This is a genomic window from Costertonia aggregata (assembly GCF_013402795.1).
GTDB lineage: Bacteria > Bacteroidota > Bacteroidia > Flavobacteriales > Flavobacteriaceae > Costertonia > Costertonia aggregata.
Genome location: NZ_CP058595.1, coordinates 1,417,052 through 1,434,370, shown reverse-complemented (window position 1 = coordinate 1,434,370; position 17,319 = coordinate 1,417,052). Strand labels below are relative to the sequence as shown.

Annotated in this window: 16 protein-coding genes; 12 read left to right on the top strand and 4 right to left on the bottom strand. The window is 41.6% G+C overall.

Annotated features, from left to right (window positions below; genetic code table 11):
• Window positions 1-26: 26 nt before the first annotated feature.
• From HYG79_RS06650 to HYG79_RS06635, 4 genes are read left to right on the top strand one after another with little or no spacing between them, the layout of a single operon-like run.
• Complete coding sequence (locus HYG79_RS06650) at window positions 27-1,652, top strand: 2-oxo acid dehydrogenase subunit E2 (protein ID WP_179241333.1); 1,626 nt, start codon at window positions 27-29, stop codon at window positions 1,650-1,652.
• 18 nt (window positions 1,653-1,670) lie between these two features.
• Window positions 1,671-2,567 carry an alpha/beta fold hydrolase gene (locus HYG79_RS06645; RefSeq protein WP_179241332.1) on the top strand — a complete coding sequence of 299 codons (897 nt, stop codon included), beginning with the start codon at window positions 1,671-1,673 and terminating at the stop codon, window positions 2,565-2,567.
• 15 nt (window positions 2,568-2,582) lie between these two features.
• Entirely contained in the window at window positions 2,583-3,245 is a 663-nt protein-coding gene (locus HYG79_RS06640) for a hypothetical protein (RefSeq protein ID WP_179241331.1), read from the top strand.
• A gap of 44 nt (window positions 3,246-3,289) precedes the next feature.
• Entirely contained in the window at window positions 3,290-4,024 is a 735-nt protein-coding gene (locus HYG79_RS06635; RefSeq protein WP_179241330.1) for a DUF3108 domain-containing protein, read from the top strand.
• On the opposite strand, the gene HYG79_RS06630 is transcribed toward HYG79_RS06635, so the two are convergent.
• From HYG79_RS06630 to HYG79_RS06620, 3 genes are read right to left on the bottom strand one after another with little or no spacing between them, the layout of a single operon-like run.
• Window positions 4,019-5,023 (bottom strand): zinc-binding dehydrogenase, encoded by a 1,005-nt coding sequence (locus HYG79_RS06630; protein ID WP_179241329.1) that lies wholly within the window; start codon window positions 5,021-5,023, stop codon window positions 4,019-4,021. The two genes, HYG79_RS06635 and HYG79_RS06630, sit on opposite strands and share 6 nt — an antisense overlap.
• Window positions 5,024-5,028: 5 nt before the next feature.
• A complete protein-coding gene (locus tag HYG79_RS06625) occupies window positions 5,029-5,793 on the bottom strand; it encodes a LolA-like protein (RefSeq protein WP_179241328.1) in 765 nt (254 codons plus the stop codon).
• Window positions 5,790-7,064, bottom strand: coding sequence for an MFS transporter (locus HYG79_RS06620; RefSeq protein WP_179241327.1), 1,275 nt, complete (start codon window positions 7,062-7,064; stop codon window positions 5,790-5,792). Before HYG79_RS06620 ends, HYG79_RS06625 begins: the two co-directional genes overlap by 4 nt.
• 415 nt (window positions 7,065-7,479) lie before the next feature.
• On the opposite strand from HYG79_RS06620, the gene HYG79_RS06615 reads away from it, so the two are divergent.
• Entirely contained in the window at window positions 7,480-7,992 is a 513-nt protein-coding gene (locus HYG79_RS06615; protein ID WP_179241326.1) for a DUF3598 family protein, read from the top strand.
• A 63-nt stretch (window positions 7,993-8,055) separates the two neighbouring features.
• On the opposite strand, the gene HYG79_RS06610 is transcribed toward HYG79_RS06615, so the two are convergent.
• Complete coding sequence (locus HYG79_RS06610) at window positions 8,056-9,315, bottom strand: MFS transporter (RefSeq protein ID WP_228027947.1); 1,260 nt, start codon at window positions 9,313-9,315, stop codon at window positions 8,056-8,058.
• A 257-nt stretch (window positions 9,316-9,572) separates the two neighbouring features.
• Between HYG79_RS06610 and HYG79_RS06605 the strand changes: the two genes are divergently transcribed.
• The 7 genes from HYG79_RS06605 (at window position 9,573) to HYG79_RS06575 (ending at window position 17,319) form a co-directional block, all read left to right on the top strand.
• Complete coding sequence (locus tag HYG79_RS06605; protein ID WP_179241325.1) at window positions 9,573-10,841, top strand: 3-isopropylmalate dehydratase large subunit; 1,269 nt, start codon at window positions 9,573-9,575, stop codon at window positions 10,839-10,841.
• A 15-nt stretch (window positions 10,842-10,856) separates the two neighbouring features.
• Window positions 10,857-12,200, top strand: coding sequence for a flavin monoamine oxidase family protein (locus HYG79_RS06600; RefSeq protein ID WP_179241324.1), 1,344 nt, complete (start codon window positions 10,857-10,859; stop codon window positions 12,198-12,200).
• Between the two features lie 12 nt (window positions 12,201-12,212).
• Window positions 12,213-12,737 carry a 3-isopropylmalate dehydratase small subunit gene (locus tag HYG79_RS06595; protein WP_179241323.1) on the top strand — a complete coding sequence of 175 codons (525 nt, stop codon included), beginning with the start codon at window positions 12,213-12,215 and terminating at the stop codon, window positions 12,735-12,737.
• Window positions 12,738-13,031: 294 nt separating this feature from the next.
• Window positions 13,032-13,793, top strand: coding sequence for an HpcH/HpaI aldolase family protein (locus tag HYG79_RS06590; RefSeq protein ID WP_179241322.1), 762 nt, complete (start codon window positions 13,032-13,034; stop codon window positions 13,791-13,793).
• Window positions 13,794-13,988: 195 nt separating this feature from the next.
• Window positions 13,989-14,300, top strand: a complete 312-nt coding sequence (locus tag HYG79_RS06585) for a hypothetical protein (RefSeq protein WP_228027946.1) — start codon at window positions 13,989-13,991, stop codon at window positions 14,298-14,300.
• A 2-nt stretch (window positions 14,301-14,302) separates the two neighbouring features.
• Window positions 14,303-15,136: an SDR family NAD(P)-dependent oxidoreductase gene (locus HYG79_RS06580; protein WP_179241321.1), complete on the top strand. Its 834-nt coding sequence runs from the start codon at window positions 14,303-14,305 to the stop codon at window positions 15,134-15,136.
• A gap of 113 nt (window positions 15,137-15,249) precedes the next feature.
• Window positions 15,250-17,319 (top strand): hydantoinase/oxoprolinase family protein, encoded by a 2,070-nt coding sequence (locus HYG79_RS06575; protein WP_179241320.1) that lies wholly within the window; start codon window positions 15,250-15,252, stop codon window positions 17,317-17,319.

Genomic DNA, 17,319 nt, shown 5'->3' with positions numbered 1-17,319 from the left:
TTGCCGCCTATTTTAACCCGAAGAAAATGACCGAATTGAAATTACCCGAATTGGGAGAAGGCATCGAAAGCGGCACTGTAATCAATATTATGGTAAAAGTTGGTGATATGGTAACCATGGAACAGTCGCTAATGGAAGTTGAAACGGACAAGGTGGTTGTAGAAGTCCCATCTGATGCCGAAGGCTTGGTTGCCGAAATCTTGGTGAGCACCGGAGAACAAGTGTCACAGGGCACTCCCATTATTCGTTTGGAAGATGGCGAAGCGAAGGAAGCTATTAGGCAAGAACCCTCGGAAGTTTTGGCCGGCGAACCCGCTACCGTGACCTTGGTAAAAGAACCCGAAGCTAAAATGGAAGTGGTTAAAAAATCGACTGGAAAGGTGACTGTTTCGGAAGTAAAACTACCTTCTTTGGGAGAAGGCATCGAAAAAGGTACTATCATAGCCATTCATGTGGCCGAAGGTGATACTATTGTTGCAGAACAAACCTTAATGGAAGTTGAGACCGATAAGGTAGTGGTTGAGGTTCCTGCGGATTTTGGCGGCGAGATAACAAAAGTATTGGTCAATATTGGCGATGAAGTTAGTGAAGGCACTCCGATTGTAAAAGTTTCCAGTGGTGCCTCAGAAGTTTCCGAAGAAGAATCCATCGTTCCTGTAACCGAAGAAAGGCTGGTTGAAGTAAAGGAAGTTGCCAAAACGGAAATTCCTGCCAAAACAAAAATACCAATGCCACAGACAAACAATGTCAAACGCAATGGAAGGTTTAGGGCCTCTCCTTTGGCAAAGAAAATAGCCCGAGAAATCGGGATTGACATTGCAACTATGCCAATAACTTCAGGCAGTAATCGTATTTCGGTAAAGGATGTCAAGAATTATGCGAAGAGCTTAAATCAGAATAGAGTTTCTAGTGGTGTATCAATGACAATGGCCACATTACCCGATTTAAGTAAATGGGGCAATATTCGTAGCGAGGCTATGACGGGCATCATGCAAGCGACGAGCAAGAACATGTCCACTTCATGGAGCAATATTCCACATGCATGGTTGCAAGAAAAAGTTGATATTACTTATTTGGAACAAAAACGCCAAGCCCACAAAGGAGCCTTCAAAGAAAAAGGAAGTTCCTTAACTATTACAGGAATTTTAGTAAAAGTTATAGCGAAAGCACTGGAGGATTTCCCGATTTTCAATGCGAGCATCGATACCAGAAATTCGGCAATCGTTTACAAAGATTATATAAATGTGGGTGTTGCGGTAGATAGTGATAGAGGATTGATGGTTCCAGTCCTGAAAAATGCAAATGAGAAAAGTATCACCGATATTTCCTATGAGTTGGGAAGTTTGGCTGAAAAAGTAAAAAGTAAAAAAATTGCCATGGATGAACTCGATGGCGGAACGTTTACCATTTCCAATCTCGGGGGAATAGGTACAAGTGCCATTTTTCCTTTGGTAAGTTTTCCGCAAGTTGCCATTTTGGGCGTTGCCGGAAGCCAAATGGAAGCCGTTCATATTGATGGGCAGTTTCAACCCAGGTTAATGATGCCTTTGACCATAGGTTTTGACCATAGAATTATCAATGGCGCGGATGCTGCACGATTTATAAAGCATGTAAAAACGCTTTTGGAAGATTGGTTCATGTGGAATTTATAATTTTAAAAAAAGAACGAAATGGGCAGATTTTTAAAATGGCAGTTTCTTATTGTAATCCTATTGCTCGTTTTCGGGTGTAAAGAACAATCAAACTCCAAGGTTCAGACAAAGGAAATAGAACGGCCAAAAGCGCCTCGGGAGCTAACGGTCAATTCTTCCGTTGGTGGTATTGACATTCATTATACGGTTTACGGTAGCGGTAATCACACGCTGCTTTTTGTTCATGGCTGGTCTTGTGACCAAACGTATTGGAGCGAACAAGTGGACTATTTCAAAAAGTACCATACGGTTGTTACGGTTGATTTGGGCGGTCACGGAAAGTCGGGCACCCAGAGAGAAGACTGGTCTATTCCCGCATTTGGTTCTGATGTGATGGACGTAATTCAGAAACTGGATTTTGAAGAGCTGTCCATAATTGGTCATTCCATGGGCGTGGCCGTGGCAATTGATGCTGCAGCGCGAACGGAAGTTCCCATTCATACTTTGGTGGGAGTGGACTATTTGAAAGCTGAAATGAAGCCGGCTCTAGAAGAGGCTATCGACAAAAGAATCGCTCCTTTTTATGCAAATTTTGAAGGCTTGACAAGAGGTTTTGTAAAAAGTATGTTTTTGCCTGCATCAGATTCCGTTTTGGTAAAGAAGATTGTAGATGATATGGCGAGCACTCCACCAGAAGTGGCTGTTCCCGCCATGAAGGGCTTGGCCATGAAAGACCTGAACCCCGATTTCACGGTCTTGTCCAATAAAAAAATCGAAAGACATTTGATAAATTCAGACCGGAGGCCGATAACCGATTCCTATTTGGATTCCTTAGGCTTCAAGACGCACGTGTTTGAAGGGTCGGGTCATTTTTTAATGATTGAAAAGGCAGGGGAGTTCAATGAATTGCTGTCTGGAATACTTGTGAAAAAATAACCAAACCAATACCCAATGAATACATTTTTAGTTTTAAAATATTTCCATATTCTCTTGTTCGTTTTCTGGTTGGGTACCGATATGGGCACGTATTATTCCAGTAAGTTTGTCATAAATCCAAAATTGACCGCCCCGCAAAGAGCTACGGCCCTACAAATTCTTTTGGGCTGTGATTTAGGGCCTCGAATCGCCATGCCGCTCATCATGCCCACGGGAATCCATATGGGCAGTTTATTGGGCATCGTCAAAATAAACACCCTTGGCCTGGGGTTGGTCTGGACAGCGGGATTGATTTGGCTCGTTTTGGTGCTGAACGTACATTTTAGCAAAGATGAAGTTCAAAAAAAGAAGTTGAAGGATATCGATTTTTGGGTACGGCCTCTTATCGTATGCCTGGTAGGTGGCTTTGCCATCTATTCTTTAGTACAGCCCGATTATATCGTAGCACCCTGGATGAACTATAAATTGTTGGTCGTTTGTGGCCTGATTTTATGCGGCCTTGGAATACGTTACCAACTGGGGAAGTTTACTCCCGCATTCATAAATTTGATGCAGGGTAAAGAAGTGGAAGAATCAAATATAATTATGAAAAAGCGAATGGATAATTGCCTTCCGTACGTCTATGGCATTTGGATAGGATTATTGTTGAATGCCGCTTGGGGCGTCCATTTGATTTAAATGGGATTTCCTCTCGAATCAATTAAAAAAGCAAAACAGTTTTTATGAAACACAAAACAATCCGAGGATATATTCGCTACACGAGTAAAAAGCCTGAACGTCTGGATGAGGAACGGGGTAGGGAGTTTTTTACCCTAACCACACAAAGCGATGGGGTTCTCCTTATGGATGCGCATTGTGAGATTGATGATGAACCCAATGTCATACGCGACGTTATGCATGCCATGAATGTAGACGGTTCGCCTATCGATTGCAGTGTAAGGCTTACGGTTGGGGATGTATACGAAGGCACAGGTTGGTTTCGATTTGGTGAAAATCTGGCAGAGTGCGAAATGTACAACCGAAAAGATGGTCGCATTACCCAAAAAATAACAATTGAAAAAAAGGTGCCTTGGCTACAGTCGCACCCTATTGTAGGTGACGCACTCCTGATGAAACTCTATGATATATCAAAAGGAACGGGCAAACAAATGATAGAGGATTTTATGCTTACCTCACCGGACCATCGTGGCGCTACCGGACCCATGCTCTTCAAAATGAAACAAATGAGCATTGAATACCTTGGTGAGGAAGAAATTACGATTGCAGCGGGTACATTTAAAGCTAGGCATTTTGCTGTTGGCGATACGGCCGGAAGCCTTTTAGAGGAACATCCTCCCTATCATGTTTGGGTCACCGCAGACGAGGACTATTTGTTCTTGAAAGCTGGAGCTGCAGGGTATATGCAAACACATTATGAATTGCAGAGCGTTGAATATTTTGGGAAAGAAGTTTTATAACTTTACGATTACCTTACCACAACTTTTCCCCGCCAATAAATATTCGGAGGCATGTACTATAGATTCTATTCCCTCAAATGAGGTAGGGTCGACTTTTACTTGTAACTCTCCTTTTTGATATAAATCGAATAAGAACTCGCGGCCTTCTTGTTGTTGTTCCCGAAATAGGTGATTCATAAAACAGCGTACCGAGGCCCCTTTCCAATAGATGTTTTCGTAAACTCTCGATGCTGAGATCTGTTCAAATTGAGGTGCTGAAAGTTCGGTGGCCAATCCGCTGACGACCAAGCGACCGAGAGGGGCTAAATTCGCCAAAAAGGCATCGAACATATAGGTGCCCACAGAGTCAAAACCAACATCTATTATGTTGGCGTATTCCTTACTTAAAACTTCTACGATATTTTCTTCGCGATAATTGATAATCCGGTCGCAGACATTCAAGCTTTTGAGTAAAGCTACTTTTTCCGGTTTTCCACAAATCGCGACCACATGGCAGTTTTTCCTTTTGGCCAACTGCACTACAATATGGCCTAGTCCACCTGATGCCGCTGAAACTACGATAGTTTCACCTTCTTTTAATTCGGCAGTATTTTTAAGTGCTAAGTAGCCTGAAACTCCCGTTGGGTTCAAGGCGAGATATTCCGCTGTAGCTTCCGGAATTTTAATTGCTTCCTCCTCTGAAATAATTTGATACTCCTGATACGCCGTACCTACTTTAACAGTAGAAACCGCTTGACCGATTTGTACATGGCGAACAAAATTTCCAACGGCGACTATCTCGCCCACCGCTTCCACTCCAAAAACATATGGGAATTGTACATTGATGTACGGCACTCTGCCCCGGTATAATTCTCTATCGTAAAGTGCATTGATTCCGATGAACTTATTCTGGATCAATATCTCATGATCTCCCAATTTAGAAATAGGGCGTTCGATAATTTCAGTGGCTTCCTGCAAGGAACCTGAAAATTGGGAAATAATCAGTTGTTTGTTCTGCATCCGGTTTATTTCGTTTGTAATACAAATAGACTATCGGGCAACTTTTCATTGACCTCAAAATCGGTCCAGTAAACTTCATTGGAAATCTTATCATCGTAAAATAATTCCACACGCCCTGATTGTAACCATGAATATTTGTCCTTTGAAAAGAATTCGGAATAAATGCGATGATGCCAGCCTTGGGGCGTTTGAAAAGCTACTTTAACGATTTTAAAATCTTCTTTGTCGATACCGAAAAAAGTTTCCCCCTTATTGGGGTCGGTCACTTGTATGGTATAAGCCGGTTTTGTTTTGACCGTATCGTCTCCCACTAGTTTTAAAGTGTACCCTTCATCTAAGGCATGTCGAATGGCACCATAACCGAAATTAGAAGCCCAGCGATTATCGGCATCGGATTGGTCTTGTTTTCCACTGAGGTCGTAGGTGTTTTTTCCGTCGAAGGTTACGATAAATACAGGAGTGGAGTCTTTAAAAGATTCTATGCGTACTTTGCCGTTCGCGACATGGGCATCTTCTTTGGTGTTTTCGAAAACCCGCCACATATTATGTGTTTCGTGTTTACTTATTTTTCCATCCCTGTAAAAAGTAGCATAGCCTTTTAAAGTCAAACTTTTGGGTTTTTGCCAGAATGTACCCCCTGCTTTTTCATGCGCTTTTTGCATGATCTGCGTGGCGGTCAAAGGTTTTTGTACGGTTTTCTGAGTGTTTATTTCTTTACAACAGAAGAGTAAAATCAGAGATAATAGTAAGGGTAGAAAGATTCGTTTCATGTCTTGGATTTTAATTTGTCCGTGATAGTAACACGTTTTATTCTTGGAATAAGAATCATCACCAGAATTACAGAGATAATATGCAGAAATGATACGATTACGAATACGGGAGAATAGGAGATGGTATCTACCAACCAACCTGTTAATGGAGTAAATAACATCGCCCCAAAACTACCGGCCGAACCAGAAATACCCCATACCGAAGCTGCATCTTTCCTCCCGAATAAATCAATGGGAAGCGTGAATAAGGAGGCTTGTTTGAATTGTGTGGCAAATAATGAAAAACTGATCAAGGCTATTGCCCAGTAAGGCGATTTAATGTAAAGGCATCCTAAAACGGGAATGACCAAAACAGCACCTATCCAAATAATCCATTTTCGTGAGGCGTTCAATGACATTCCTTTGGTCATCAACTTACTGCCGGTCCATCCGCCGACAAAACTTCCGACATCCGATAGTAGAAAAGGAATCCATGCGAACATTCCTATTTCCATCAAACTAAATCCTTTTATATCGGCAAGCCATGAGGGAAGCCAGAACACAAAAAAGTAAAATGCGCCATCGGAAATAAAACGTGATAAGGCCAATCCCCAAACCTCTCTATATTTGAAGTAGTGCAACCAAGGTAACTTTTGGTCTTGGGCTTCCGTCTCTTGTTCCTTTTGAATCAGGGCCAATTCTTCTTTTGATATCCTAGGATGATTCTCAGGTCCGTAATACACCCATCGCCATAGAATAAGCCAAAAGAAACCAATAGCCCCGGTGATGACAAAAGCCATCTTCCAACCAAAATCGGTAATCAGCCATGCCATAAGGGGAGGGGCAATGATAGCACCCAGACCAGGCCCCATATTAAGAATGCCGACCGCCTTGGTCCGCTCCTTTTTCGGAAACCACTCGGATATCGCTTTCATGGCTGCCGGATAGTTTCCCGCCTCGCCAATTCCCAAAAGAAAACGAAATGCGCCTAGGCTTAACATTCCCTTTCCAAAAGCATGCAGCATATTAGCGATAGACCACCAAATTACGGCAATGGAGAAGCCTTTTTTGGTGCCAAGTACATCGATTAAGCGACCTGAAACCATTTGCATGATGGCATAAGCAAGTAGAAAAGCGCTAACAATCCAACCATATTGTTCATTTGATAGTCCCAAATCTTTTCGAATAACAGGGGCAGCAACAGACAGGGCTTGCCTGTCGATATAATTAATGGTCGTGGCCAAGAAAATAGTGCCGGCAATCCACCAGCGTGTATTGTTGCTGTTTTTCATTGAAAATTAACCTTGGTCATAGGCTTAGCTGTTATAGTAAAAGCTTTTTGATGATATGCAATAAAAATAATGGTTAATTATATTAATAGTTAATTAAATTAATTATTTTTAGTGATATATTTTTGTGATTAGATACTATATATAGTTTTTTGATTAAACTTTTTGACTTTTTTAACAACAGTATGGTGTTACCTTTAAATGCATAAAGTGCTTATTTTTTGATTTGATGTCAATCAAAACTGGATTAAGTTCCAATTGTATTTGTCCAGATTGCATCTAGGCAATAGGTTCAGAAACGATAGAAATGGGTTACAAAACATTACGAGTATCATATATGAGCAAAAAAGTAATAATTAATATTACTAATCATTAATAACGTTAACTTTTTAAGTTATAATTCGAAACAGGAAAAATAATGAAAGAATTAAAATTATTTCCGAAACATGCAGGTGTTTGGGAAGGCACCTATAGAAGAATAGGAGCGGACGGAAAATTGATCGACCAATGGAAGAGTAGACTAACATGTGCCATGTTGCCCGGTAGAAAGTACCATCAAGTAAATGAATATATGTGGGATGATGGCTTTAAGGAATGTCTTGATTTTGGGGTTTGTCCTTTTGACGATGACGGCAACCTTATTTTTGAAAACCCTAGATTATCGGGCAAAGCATGGGAAACAGGGAACAGTGTCGTATTAATTTGGGAGTACAAGCACAGACCTGGTATGAAATTGTTCGAGCAAATAGATTTAATCGGAAACGATGACCATCGCATACGTGTCTGGAAATGGTCGGACGGTGATGTTTTCAATGGCGTTACGATGATCGAGGAGCGAAAGGTTTGTGGTCAAGACGGTATTGACCCTAAATTTTGGGAAGAATTGCCCCAAAAAAGAACAAATGGGCAGGAGTCTAGGTCAGATAACTAAAATTTTGTACCCTACATCAAAAAGGCTTGCCCATGGGCAAGCCTTTTTGATTGTGTGTTCGAGTCATGTATTCTTCTTGGAGAAATCACGATATTTTCCCAATAGTAGCAGCGGTACCGAGCCAAGTATAAAGGCAATGGCCGCATATCCTAAAATTGTATCATAACTTCCTGTTTTAGCAAAGAACTTTCCAAAAACAACAGGACCAAAACCAGCGCCCATTGCAAAGAAACCATATAGAAATCCGTAAATGGCGGCATAGTTTTTCATGCCAAAATATCGGGATACAAGGTAGGCCATTAAGTCGTATTCCACGCCAGCTCCAAACCCCAAAATTATAATTGCGATGAGTGCATTGGTATATGTCAAGTCTGTGGATTGTAACAAAAGGCATGATATTGCGGGAATACTTAATAATAGAAAAGCTACGGCTGGTGCCCAGAAACGATCAAGCAAATAACCGCCCAAAAGGCGGCCTACCAAAACAGCGTAACCTATTGAACTTGCCAAAATCACCGCATCTCCGGCATCAAACCCTTTGGAACCTAATAAGGGTTCGAGGTTGGGAATAGGTCCTCCCACCCCAAATGAAATCAATATGAAACAAAAGGCCAACAACCAAAATTTCCAATCCCCTAACGCCTCCTTTACGGTAAGCCCCGCGGTATTTCCCTTGGCGTGGTCAGGGATGTCACTGCGAAGTTTGGCCACCTTGTCCGCTACTTTGGGATCATCGGTATCCCTAAAAAAGAAATAAGCAATGGGCAGGGCAATCAACAAGGGTAAAAGGCCTACACCTACATAGGCCATTTTCCAACCTAAGCTTTCTACCAATGAATAGGCATATAATTTGGCAAATGCACCAAATATTCCTGTCCCTAAAAGAGAAAGGCCCAACGCCAAGCCTCTATTTTCATTGAACCAATTGTTAATGGCACGTGTCCAGGTCATCGGCAAGGTTCCAGCACCTACAAAGGCCAAAAGCCCCCATAAAAAGTAATAAAGAATTGGCGAACCCATATTAAAATTAAAGGCCATGAATGTGAGTCCGAACAATAGTAACGACCAAAGCGCGGTTTTACGTGCGCCGATTTTATCGGCGATGTAACCTACTAAAGGGCTTGCTACCAAAGCTGCAAGAGTAAATACAGTTAGTCCGCCCATTACGGTATCCATGCCCCAACCAAAATTCTTGGTCAAAGGAATGGCAAAAACACCTATGGTATAAAAAGGGAGGGGAGACATGCCTAAACCAATTCCAAAAGTTGATGATAAAATGACCGGCCACCCAAATTTAAATTCTTTATAATTTCGTTTTGACAAAATGGTATGTTTTAAAGGTTGTTATGTGTGAGATAGTTGATTTTTTTCAACTCAAACTTTGTAAGGTACATACTGTATTATTAAAAATCTACATTTGACCAAATTATAAAAGGCAAAGTACTTGGTTTAAAATAACTGCCTTTGATAAATATATATATTCGGTTAAAAACAATTAACTTTATTAATAATTAATATTGTTAACTAAAATAAAATAAATATCTTAGACAAAACAATTTAATCTTATAATAATCGCAAATATGGCAATGACCATTACAGAAAAGATTATGGCCCGCAATAGCGGAAAAGAGCATGTAGTGCCGGGGCAGTTGGTTTGGACGGACATTCATACCGTAATGACGATGGATTATCTGGGCAAGACTTGTTTTGATAAATTCAGGTCTTTGGGCAAAGAAGAGGTTTTTGATAAAGATCGTGTAATTTGTGTTTCCGATCACCTGGTGCCTCCCCCGAATCAAAAGTTCGCGACCATGTTGAACGAATGGCGCGAAGTCGTAAAACAACATGATATTACCAATTTTTACGATTTGGGAAGACAAGGTATTGCCCATCAGATTATGGTGGAGCAGGGGCATGTTTTACCCGGCACCATAAGCATAGGGACAGACTCACATGCGAACACATACGGTGCTGTGGGGGCAATGGGCAATGCAATAGGCGTTACCGACGCCGCTGTGGCCATGGCCACGGGAAAGGCTTGGTTCAGAGTTCCAGAATCGGTAAAATTCAATATTACTGGAAAATGGCAACCTTGGGTCATGGCAAAGGATTTAAGTCTACACATTATGGGGATGATGCATTGGAACGGCCATTTGCTTTACAAGGCATTGGAGTTTACGGGTCCGGCAATCGATTCGTTGGGCATGGCAGGTAGAATGACCTTATGTAACATGACAGTTGATCTAGGTGCTAAGAATGGAATTATTGCACCCGATAAGATTACCGAAAGATATTTAAGAAACAGGACTACGGATGCATGGGACTTCATTGCAAGTGATGAGGACGCCCATTACGATCAAGTGTACGATATTGATATCAGCGATTTGGGGCCAACAATCGCAATGCCGGGCAAATTGGATGATACCGTTCCTGTAGAAAAATTGATAGGTACCAAATTCAATAAAGCTTTTGTGGGTACTTGCACCAATGGTAGGTTAGAGGATTTTGCCGCTATGGCAGAGATTATGAAAGGGAAACAAGTTCATAGGGACGTGAATATGATTTTAGTTCCGGCCAGTCAAACAGTTTATTTGGAAGCCCTACGTGCCGGGTATATAGAAACTTTGATAATGGCAGGTGCTGCGGTAGATACGCCAAGCTGTGCTGCATGCGCGGGAATTCATACCGGAGTAGCCGGTGACGGTGATATTGTGTTGAGTGCCGGTAACCGAAATATGACAGGTAGAATGGGAAGTAAAAAAGCGGAAATTTATCTCACCTCTCCAACTGTGGTGGCTGCTTCCTCAATTAAAGGCGAAATTACCGATCCACGTACCTTCGATTTTTAAAAGACAAGCTGATTGATGAAAAGAAGAACCTTTATCTCCAACATAGGCATGGCAAGCGCCGGTTTAGCCCTAATGCCCACTGCATGTACTAAAAGTGAGGATACCGAAATCTTGATTTTGGGCGGAGGCATCTCTGGTCTTTATTTGGCATATATGCTTGAAAAAGTAGATAAGGATTACATATTGCTCGAAGGCAGCGACCGTTTTGGGGGCCGTATGTTCACAAGAACGGATATCAACAGGGATGTTGGCGGGCGAGGTATCGGCGACAAGTATGCCTACATGCTGCAACTCATTGAAGCTTCGGGTGCGGAGATGATAGACATTACCGAGTATATGAATTCGCCATCGGCAATTTATATGAACGGAAAATTACGGCACCCCTGGCCAGAAGAGGAAGTCAAACCGGCTTCACTTCAATATATGGCACTGGGCAAGTCTGATTATTTAAAAGGCTTGGATAGCTGGTACAAATCCCCCGAATGGGATGAAGCTTATAGTAGTTTTTTGAGTAGGAACGGTCTTACGCAAGAACAAATTGATTTAACCAACATTAGCGCCAATTACAACGATATCCGGGAGACTTCCGCATTAAACGCACATCACAGTAGGGCTTTCGTAAAATATAACGGCTCTAAAAGAGTACTTAATTTCAAAGGGGGCACGAAAGCCTTTATTGACAAGGTAGTGGCCATGTTGTCCAAACCATTGCACGCAAATAAAATGGTGACCCATATTGATGACCAATCCAGTGGGGTTAGGGTAAAATGTCAAGACGGTTCATCATATCGAGCTAAAAAAGTGGTTTCGACCTTACCTTTTACTACATTGCGTGATGTAAAAATGAATATGGCTTTTAACGAGAATCAGAAAAAAGCCATAAATACTCTGGACTATACCAATATCACCCAAATTCATTTAACACATAGCGAAGAATATTGGAAGGAAGACGGCATCCCCATGGGAATGTGGACCGATACGCCTCTTGAACGGATTATGAATATGAGTGCACTACCTGATGAGACCGAGATGGCTTGTTGGGTAAACGGAAAAGGGACAGCTTTTTTCGACAAGATGACCGAGAAAGAAATCGCAGACTTTACAATCAAGACCCTACATAAAATGCGTCCGGCATCCAAAGGAAAAATAGAATATTTAGGCACCCAAAACTGGGGAAAATATCCTTACAATAAAGGAGCCTATATTGAATTCGGGGTAGGTCAAGCAGCCTGGTTCGAAGATATGATCAAACCTGTGGGCAATTTATATTTTGCGGGTGAGCATACAGCAAATAATAACCGTGGGATGGAAGCTGCGGCAGAATCCGCGATGCGGGTTTTCAATGAATTGATGACTTAAAAACAGAATACCATGATAAAAGGAACATGTTGGGTAGCCGACGATTATGTAATGGCTTATGACATTATCATACAAGAATATTGGACATCTGAAATAGACCCCGAGGAAAACAGTAAATGGGTCATGGCCGGTGTAAAAGAAGAATTCAATAAGGAAAATGCCTTTAAGGATAAGGGGTACACCTTTATTGTGGCAGCACATAATTTTGCCGGAGGCGGCAAATCAATCGAGCATGTGATTACAGGGTTAAGAGGAGCCGGAATACAAGCTGTTTTTGCCACTAGTTTTGCCCGGTTACAGTTCAGGAACGCTACCAATTACGGACTGCCTTTCGTTACTTCCGCTAACATTTCAGACGGTTGTAGCACTGGGGATGAGCTAGAGTACGACCCCGAAAGTGGAACGATAAAAAACTTGACCAAGGGCACTACATTTCAATCGGTACCCGCAGCACCTTTTGTTGCCGAGGTTGCCAAAGCAGGTGGCCTCATGAACTTTGTGCGAGATAAAATTGCAAAAGGAGAACCCATTGAATAGAAGTTAAACTACCCTGGGTAAAGGTTCCCACCCATTAAATAGAATTCTCTTATGACTATTAATTGTTATATGGTTATACCGTTTATTTGGTAAAAGGGTATGATAAACTTAACTTTAAAATAAGCAATTTTTATTGTTGGCCACTAAGTAATGCTTGGTCAAAATCTTATAAAATTATTCATAAATTTTAATGATTAATAAAGTTAATGGTTAATTATATTAACTATTTTTAGTAAATTGTTCTTGAAAGTAGTATCGACCACGATTTTTTGGGTAAACCAATAGGATATCATTATGAAAGAAAACCAACTGAAAAAAAGAATAAGCGAAGGTAATGTCGGATTGGGTGTTATATCACCTACAACTGACCCGACCATTTGTGAGTACATCGGTCTTTTAGGGATGGATTTCTACATGATCGATGGGGAGCATGGAGCCATCACCGCTTCCAACGTTACGAATATGGTGAGGGCCTGTGAATTAAGAAATACCACACCTTTGGCCAGAATAAGAAGTGTGGATGCCAAGCTTATCTTACAATATATGGATGCGGGAATCATGGGGGTGATGATGCCGACCATTGATAATGTAGACGATGTAAAAACCTTGGTGGAAGCCATAAAATATCCTCCTTTCGGAAAAAGGGGGCTAGGTCCGGTAAGGGCTGCAGATTACATGCAAGGCCCCATGAGTCAAGAAGAGTATGTGGGTTTTGCCAATGAACAGACTTTGGTCATGCCACAGATAGAAACTATGGAATGCGTAAAAAACCTTCCTGAATTATGTAAGATCGAAGGTGTAGACGGTTTTATTATCGGTCCAAGGGATTTGGCCATGTCGATGGGATATTATGATGGCCCGGCACATGATGAGGTGAAGAAGGTTTTAGATGAGATCTTCGCTACGATTTTAGACTCTGGAAAATGGTTTGGAACAGTGGCGGGCAATGCCGCAGGTGCGGAAGCCTTGATTGAAAAAGGAGCTTCTATGGTGATGAACTCGGTTCAGGGATTGATTAAAACCGCTGGCAACGCATTTTTACAAGCACGAAAATAATTTAGATACTATAATGGTTCCTTTCCCATAAAGGGAAATATGAATCCATTTTTACAATAGGAGAAAATCAAGACACAAGAGGGTAATTTTAAAGAGATATCAAATAAGCAAATTGACTTCGGCTCTGCTCACTCCAAACCAAACAGAGGGTAGCCGAGCTTAGTCGAAGCAACAGAATACCAATAAAACAACATTATGTCAGCACTAGTCGTATTATTCAATTTAAAAGACCAATCCGCCAAAGAAGCCTACGAACAGTGGGCCAAAGAAACTGATGTGCCTACAGCTTCGCAAATGAGCTGCGTAGACGATTTCAAAGTATATAGATTAGGCAATGTAATGGGTACGGAAAACCCTTCGCCTTATCAATATTGTGAGGTATTGCAGATAAATGATATGGACAAGCTTGGGGAAGAAGCAAGTTCAGAGGCCATGCAAAAAGTAGCGGCACAGTTTCAATCCTTCGCAGATAATCCCATGTTTATTATATCCGAACAAATAGCTTAATTATGTATAATCTAAAGGGGAAAACGGCAATTGTTACAGGTTCAGGAAGAATAGATGGTATTGGGGAAGCCATTGTGCTCAAACTTGCAGAACAAGGCTGTAATGTTGTTATTTCGGACATAGGAGTTGCACAAGGTGAGAACTTTAGTGAGGAACATATCGGAACTACCGAGGATATGGAAACCATTGTCAAAAAAGCAAAAAACAAAGGAGTGAATGCCACAGCCATTGTTTGTGATATTCGTTTCGAAGACCAAGTAGAGGTATTAGTGAATAAAACAAGAGATGTCTTTGGTAGTGTTGATATTATGGTGAACAATGCTGGAGTTGGTTATATTATGGAACCCTTCACAGAATTCAAAGAAGAAAGTTGGGATGCCGTTTTAGACGTAAACCTTAAAGGCGCTTTTCTCTGTTCCAAACACGCAGCAATTGCTATGATCGACCAAGGTAAAGGTGGTGCAATTATCAATATAGCCAGCCAAGCTGCTAAATCAGGTTTTCCTTTTGCTGCTGCATATACGGCGTCAAAACACGGTATGATTGGATTAACACGCTCAAATGCGGTGGAATTAGGAACCTATAAAATACGCGTAAACGCGGTTTGCCCAAATCATATTACCACAGGTCTAGGGCATTGGCAAAACAAATTTTTCAGTGATAAACTAGGCTTGGAATATGATGATTATTTACAAAGCATCGTTGATAAAAACCCCTTAAAAAGAACCGGACTCGTAGAAGATATCGCAAAAGCGGTTGCTTTTTTGGCCTCTGACCAGGCCGATTACATTACGGGTGAGGCAATGAATGTTTCTGGTGGGGAAGAATACCATTAAAAGTAAGCTGTACGAGGGTAAGTACGAAATAAGAGAATAGAAATAAGAGCCAAGAGACAAGACGTTCTTCATGATTAGCTTCAAACTTGAGCTTGAACCAGAACTTGACAGAAATGAAACTAGGAATCGACATCGGAGGAACATTTACAGACTTTGTACTGTTCAATCAGGAAAATAAGCAACTCTATTTTGCGAAAACATTGACTACATATCCAGACCCTACGGTGGGTATTTTCAATGGCATAAAAGAGATTGAGCAAAAGTTCGGTTTTCCCGTAAAGAATATGGATGGTATCGTACATGGCACTACGTTGGTGACCAATGCAGTTATTGAGCGCAAGGGAGCCAAGACGGCCTTTATCACTACAAAAGGCTTTGAAGATGTACTGGAAATAGGTCGTGAGATGCGTTATGATATTTATGATATCTTTTTGACCATGCCGAAGCCCTTGGTCCCGCGTAATCTGAGAATGGGCGTTAGCGAGCGTGTAGATATTCATGGGAATATAGTGACACCCATGGACGAGAATGCCATGGAAAGTCTCGCATCCACCCTAGAAGAAAATGGAATTGAAGCTGTCGGGGTATGTCTACTGAATTCTTTTGCGAATACTTCGCATGAAAAAGCGTTGGGTGATTACCTTTCAAAGAACGTACCTGATATTTATTACAGTCTTTCTTCAGAGATTATGCCTGAAATTCGTGAATACGAACGAAGTTCTGCCACGGCAATGAATGCTTATGTGCAGCCCATAACCGATAAATATCTCAAAGATTTCGAAACTCAATTGCGCAAGTCGGGTTTTGAGGGCAACGTGAACATTATGATTTCAAGTGGTAGATTGACCACTATTGATGGTGCCCGAAAATCACCAATTCACTTGTTGGAATCCGGTCCTGCAGGGGGAGCTATGGCTGGTGTTTTCTTCGGAAAGCATTTGGGAGAGGAAAACCTATTATGCTTTGATATGGGTGGTACTACGGCGAAAGCTTGTGTGATTTATGAAGGAGAACCTGAAATAACGAATCATTTTGAGGCCGGTCGTGTAAAGCGGTTTAAGAAGGGAAGTGGACTTCCGGTGCGTATTCCGGTAATTGATTTAATGGAAATTGGTGCAGGCGGTGGAAGCATCGCACGTGTCAACAACATTGGTTTATTGACCGTAGGCCCTGATAGTGCTTCTTCCACTCCCGGTCCTGCATGTTATAATCTAGGTGGTGAAGACCCAACGGTAACCGATGCCGATTTAGTTTTAGGATATTTAAATGCCGATTACTTTCTGGGCGGTGAAATGCGATTAAGTGTCGAAGCTGCTAGAAAAGCCATTGAAGCTAAATTGGCCAAACCTTTGGGAATTTCCATTGAGGAGGCAGCCATGGGTGTTCATAAAATCGTCAATGAGAACATGGCCAATGCAGCGAGGGTTCATGTACTGGAAAAAGGCATGGATCCACGTCATTTTAACATGATTGGTTTCGGCGGCGCTGGTCCCGTGCATTCTTTCGGAGTGGCAAAATTGTTGAATACAAAACGACTTATCATTCCGGTCGGTGCTGGTGTCACTTCTGCTTTGGGCTTTTTGGTTTCCCCAGTAGCCAGCGAAAAAATCCATAGTCATATCATGAAACTGAATGATATTGACTGGAAAGAGGTCAATACGTTCTTAGAAGACATGACCGATGATGGGTATTCCTTTTTAGAACAGTCCGATATCGCTAAAAAGGATGCTACCGTAAATCGCGTGGTAGAAATGCGGTATGCTGGGCAAGGACATGAGATTACCATTGCATTGCCCGAAGGAGAATTGAATGAAAGCTGTGTCGCTGAGATAGAGAAACGATTTATAAAGGAATATGAATTCCGTTACAATCGTTCGATCAAAGGTATGGCTATGGAAATGGTAACTTGGCGTGTTGTTGTGAAAGGGCCAACCCCAGAAATGAAAGTGAAACAGTTTTCTGCGGGAGTTGCAGCGACCGATGCTTATAAAGGAACACGTAAAGTATACTTTGAAGAGACAGGTTATCTAGATTGTCCTGTTTATGACAGATATGCTTTAAAACCACATGAAAAATTTGATGGCCCTGCAATAATAGAAGAAACAGAAAGCACCACGGTTGTGGGCGTAAATAGTTCAGTTCAAGTGGATAACGACAAGAACATCATCATCGATTTACACTAA

Bases quoted from the DNA above. Each gene is read 5' to 3' on its own strand.
- HYG79_RS06650 (WP_179241333.1), top strand. From the start codon at position 27: ATGACCGAATTGAAATTACCCGAATTGGGAGAAGGCATCGAAAGCGGC.
- HYG79_RS06645 (WP_179241332.1), top strand. From the start codon at position 1,671: ATGGGCAGATTTTTAAAATGGCAGTTTCTTATTGTAATCCTATTGCTC.
- HYG79_RS06640 (WP_179241331.1), top strand. From the start codon at position 2,583: ATGAATACATTTTTAGTTTTAAAATATTTCCATATTCTCTTGTTCGTT.
- HYG79_RS06635 (WP_179241330.1), top strand. From the start codon at position 3,290: ATGAAACACAAAACAATCCGAGGATATATTCGCTACACGAGTAAAAAG.
- HYG79_RS06630 (WP_179241329.1), bottom strand. From the start codon at position 5,023: ATGCAGAACAAACAACTGATTATTTCCCAATTTTCAGGTTCCTTGCAG.
- HYG79_RS06625 (WP_179241328.1), bottom strand. From the start codon at position 5,793: ATGAAACGAATCTTTCTACCCTTACTATTATCTCTGATTTTACTCTTC.
- HYG79_RS06620 (WP_179241327.1), bottom strand. From the start codon at position 7,064: ATGAAAAACAGCAACAATACACGCTGGTGGATTGCCGGCACTATTTTC.
- HYG79_RS06615 (WP_179241326.1), top strand. From the start codon at position 7,480: ATGAAAGAATTAAAATTATTTCCGAAACATGCAGGTGTTTGGGAAGGC.
- HYG79_RS06605 (WP_179241325.1), top strand. From the start codon at position 9,573: ATGGCAATGACCATTACAGAAAAGATTATGGCCCGCAATAGCGGAAAA.
- HYG79_RS06600 (WP_179241324.1), top strand. From the start codon at position 10,857: ATGAAAAGAAGAACCTTTATCTCCAACATAGGCATGGCAAGCGCCGGT.
- HYG79_RS06595 (WP_179241323.1), top strand. From the start codon at position 12,213: ATGATAAAAGGAACATGTTGGGTAGCCGACGATTATGTAATGGCTTAT.
- HYG79_RS06590 (WP_179241322.1), top strand. From the start codon at position 13,032: ATGAAAGAAAACCAACTGAAAAAAAGAATAAGCGAAGGTAATGTCGGA.
- HYG79_RS06585 (WP_228027946.1), top strand. From the start codon at position 13,989: ATGTCAGCACTAGTCGTATTATTCAATTTAAAAGACCAATCCGCCAAA.
- HYG79_RS06580 (WP_179241321.1), top strand. From the start codon at position 14,303: ATGTATAATCTAAAGGGGAAAACGGCAATTGTTACAGGTTCAGGAAGA.
- HYG79_RS06575 (WP_179241320.1), top strand. From the start codon at position 15,250: ATGAAACTAGGAATCGACATCGGAGGAACATTTACAGACTTTGTACTG.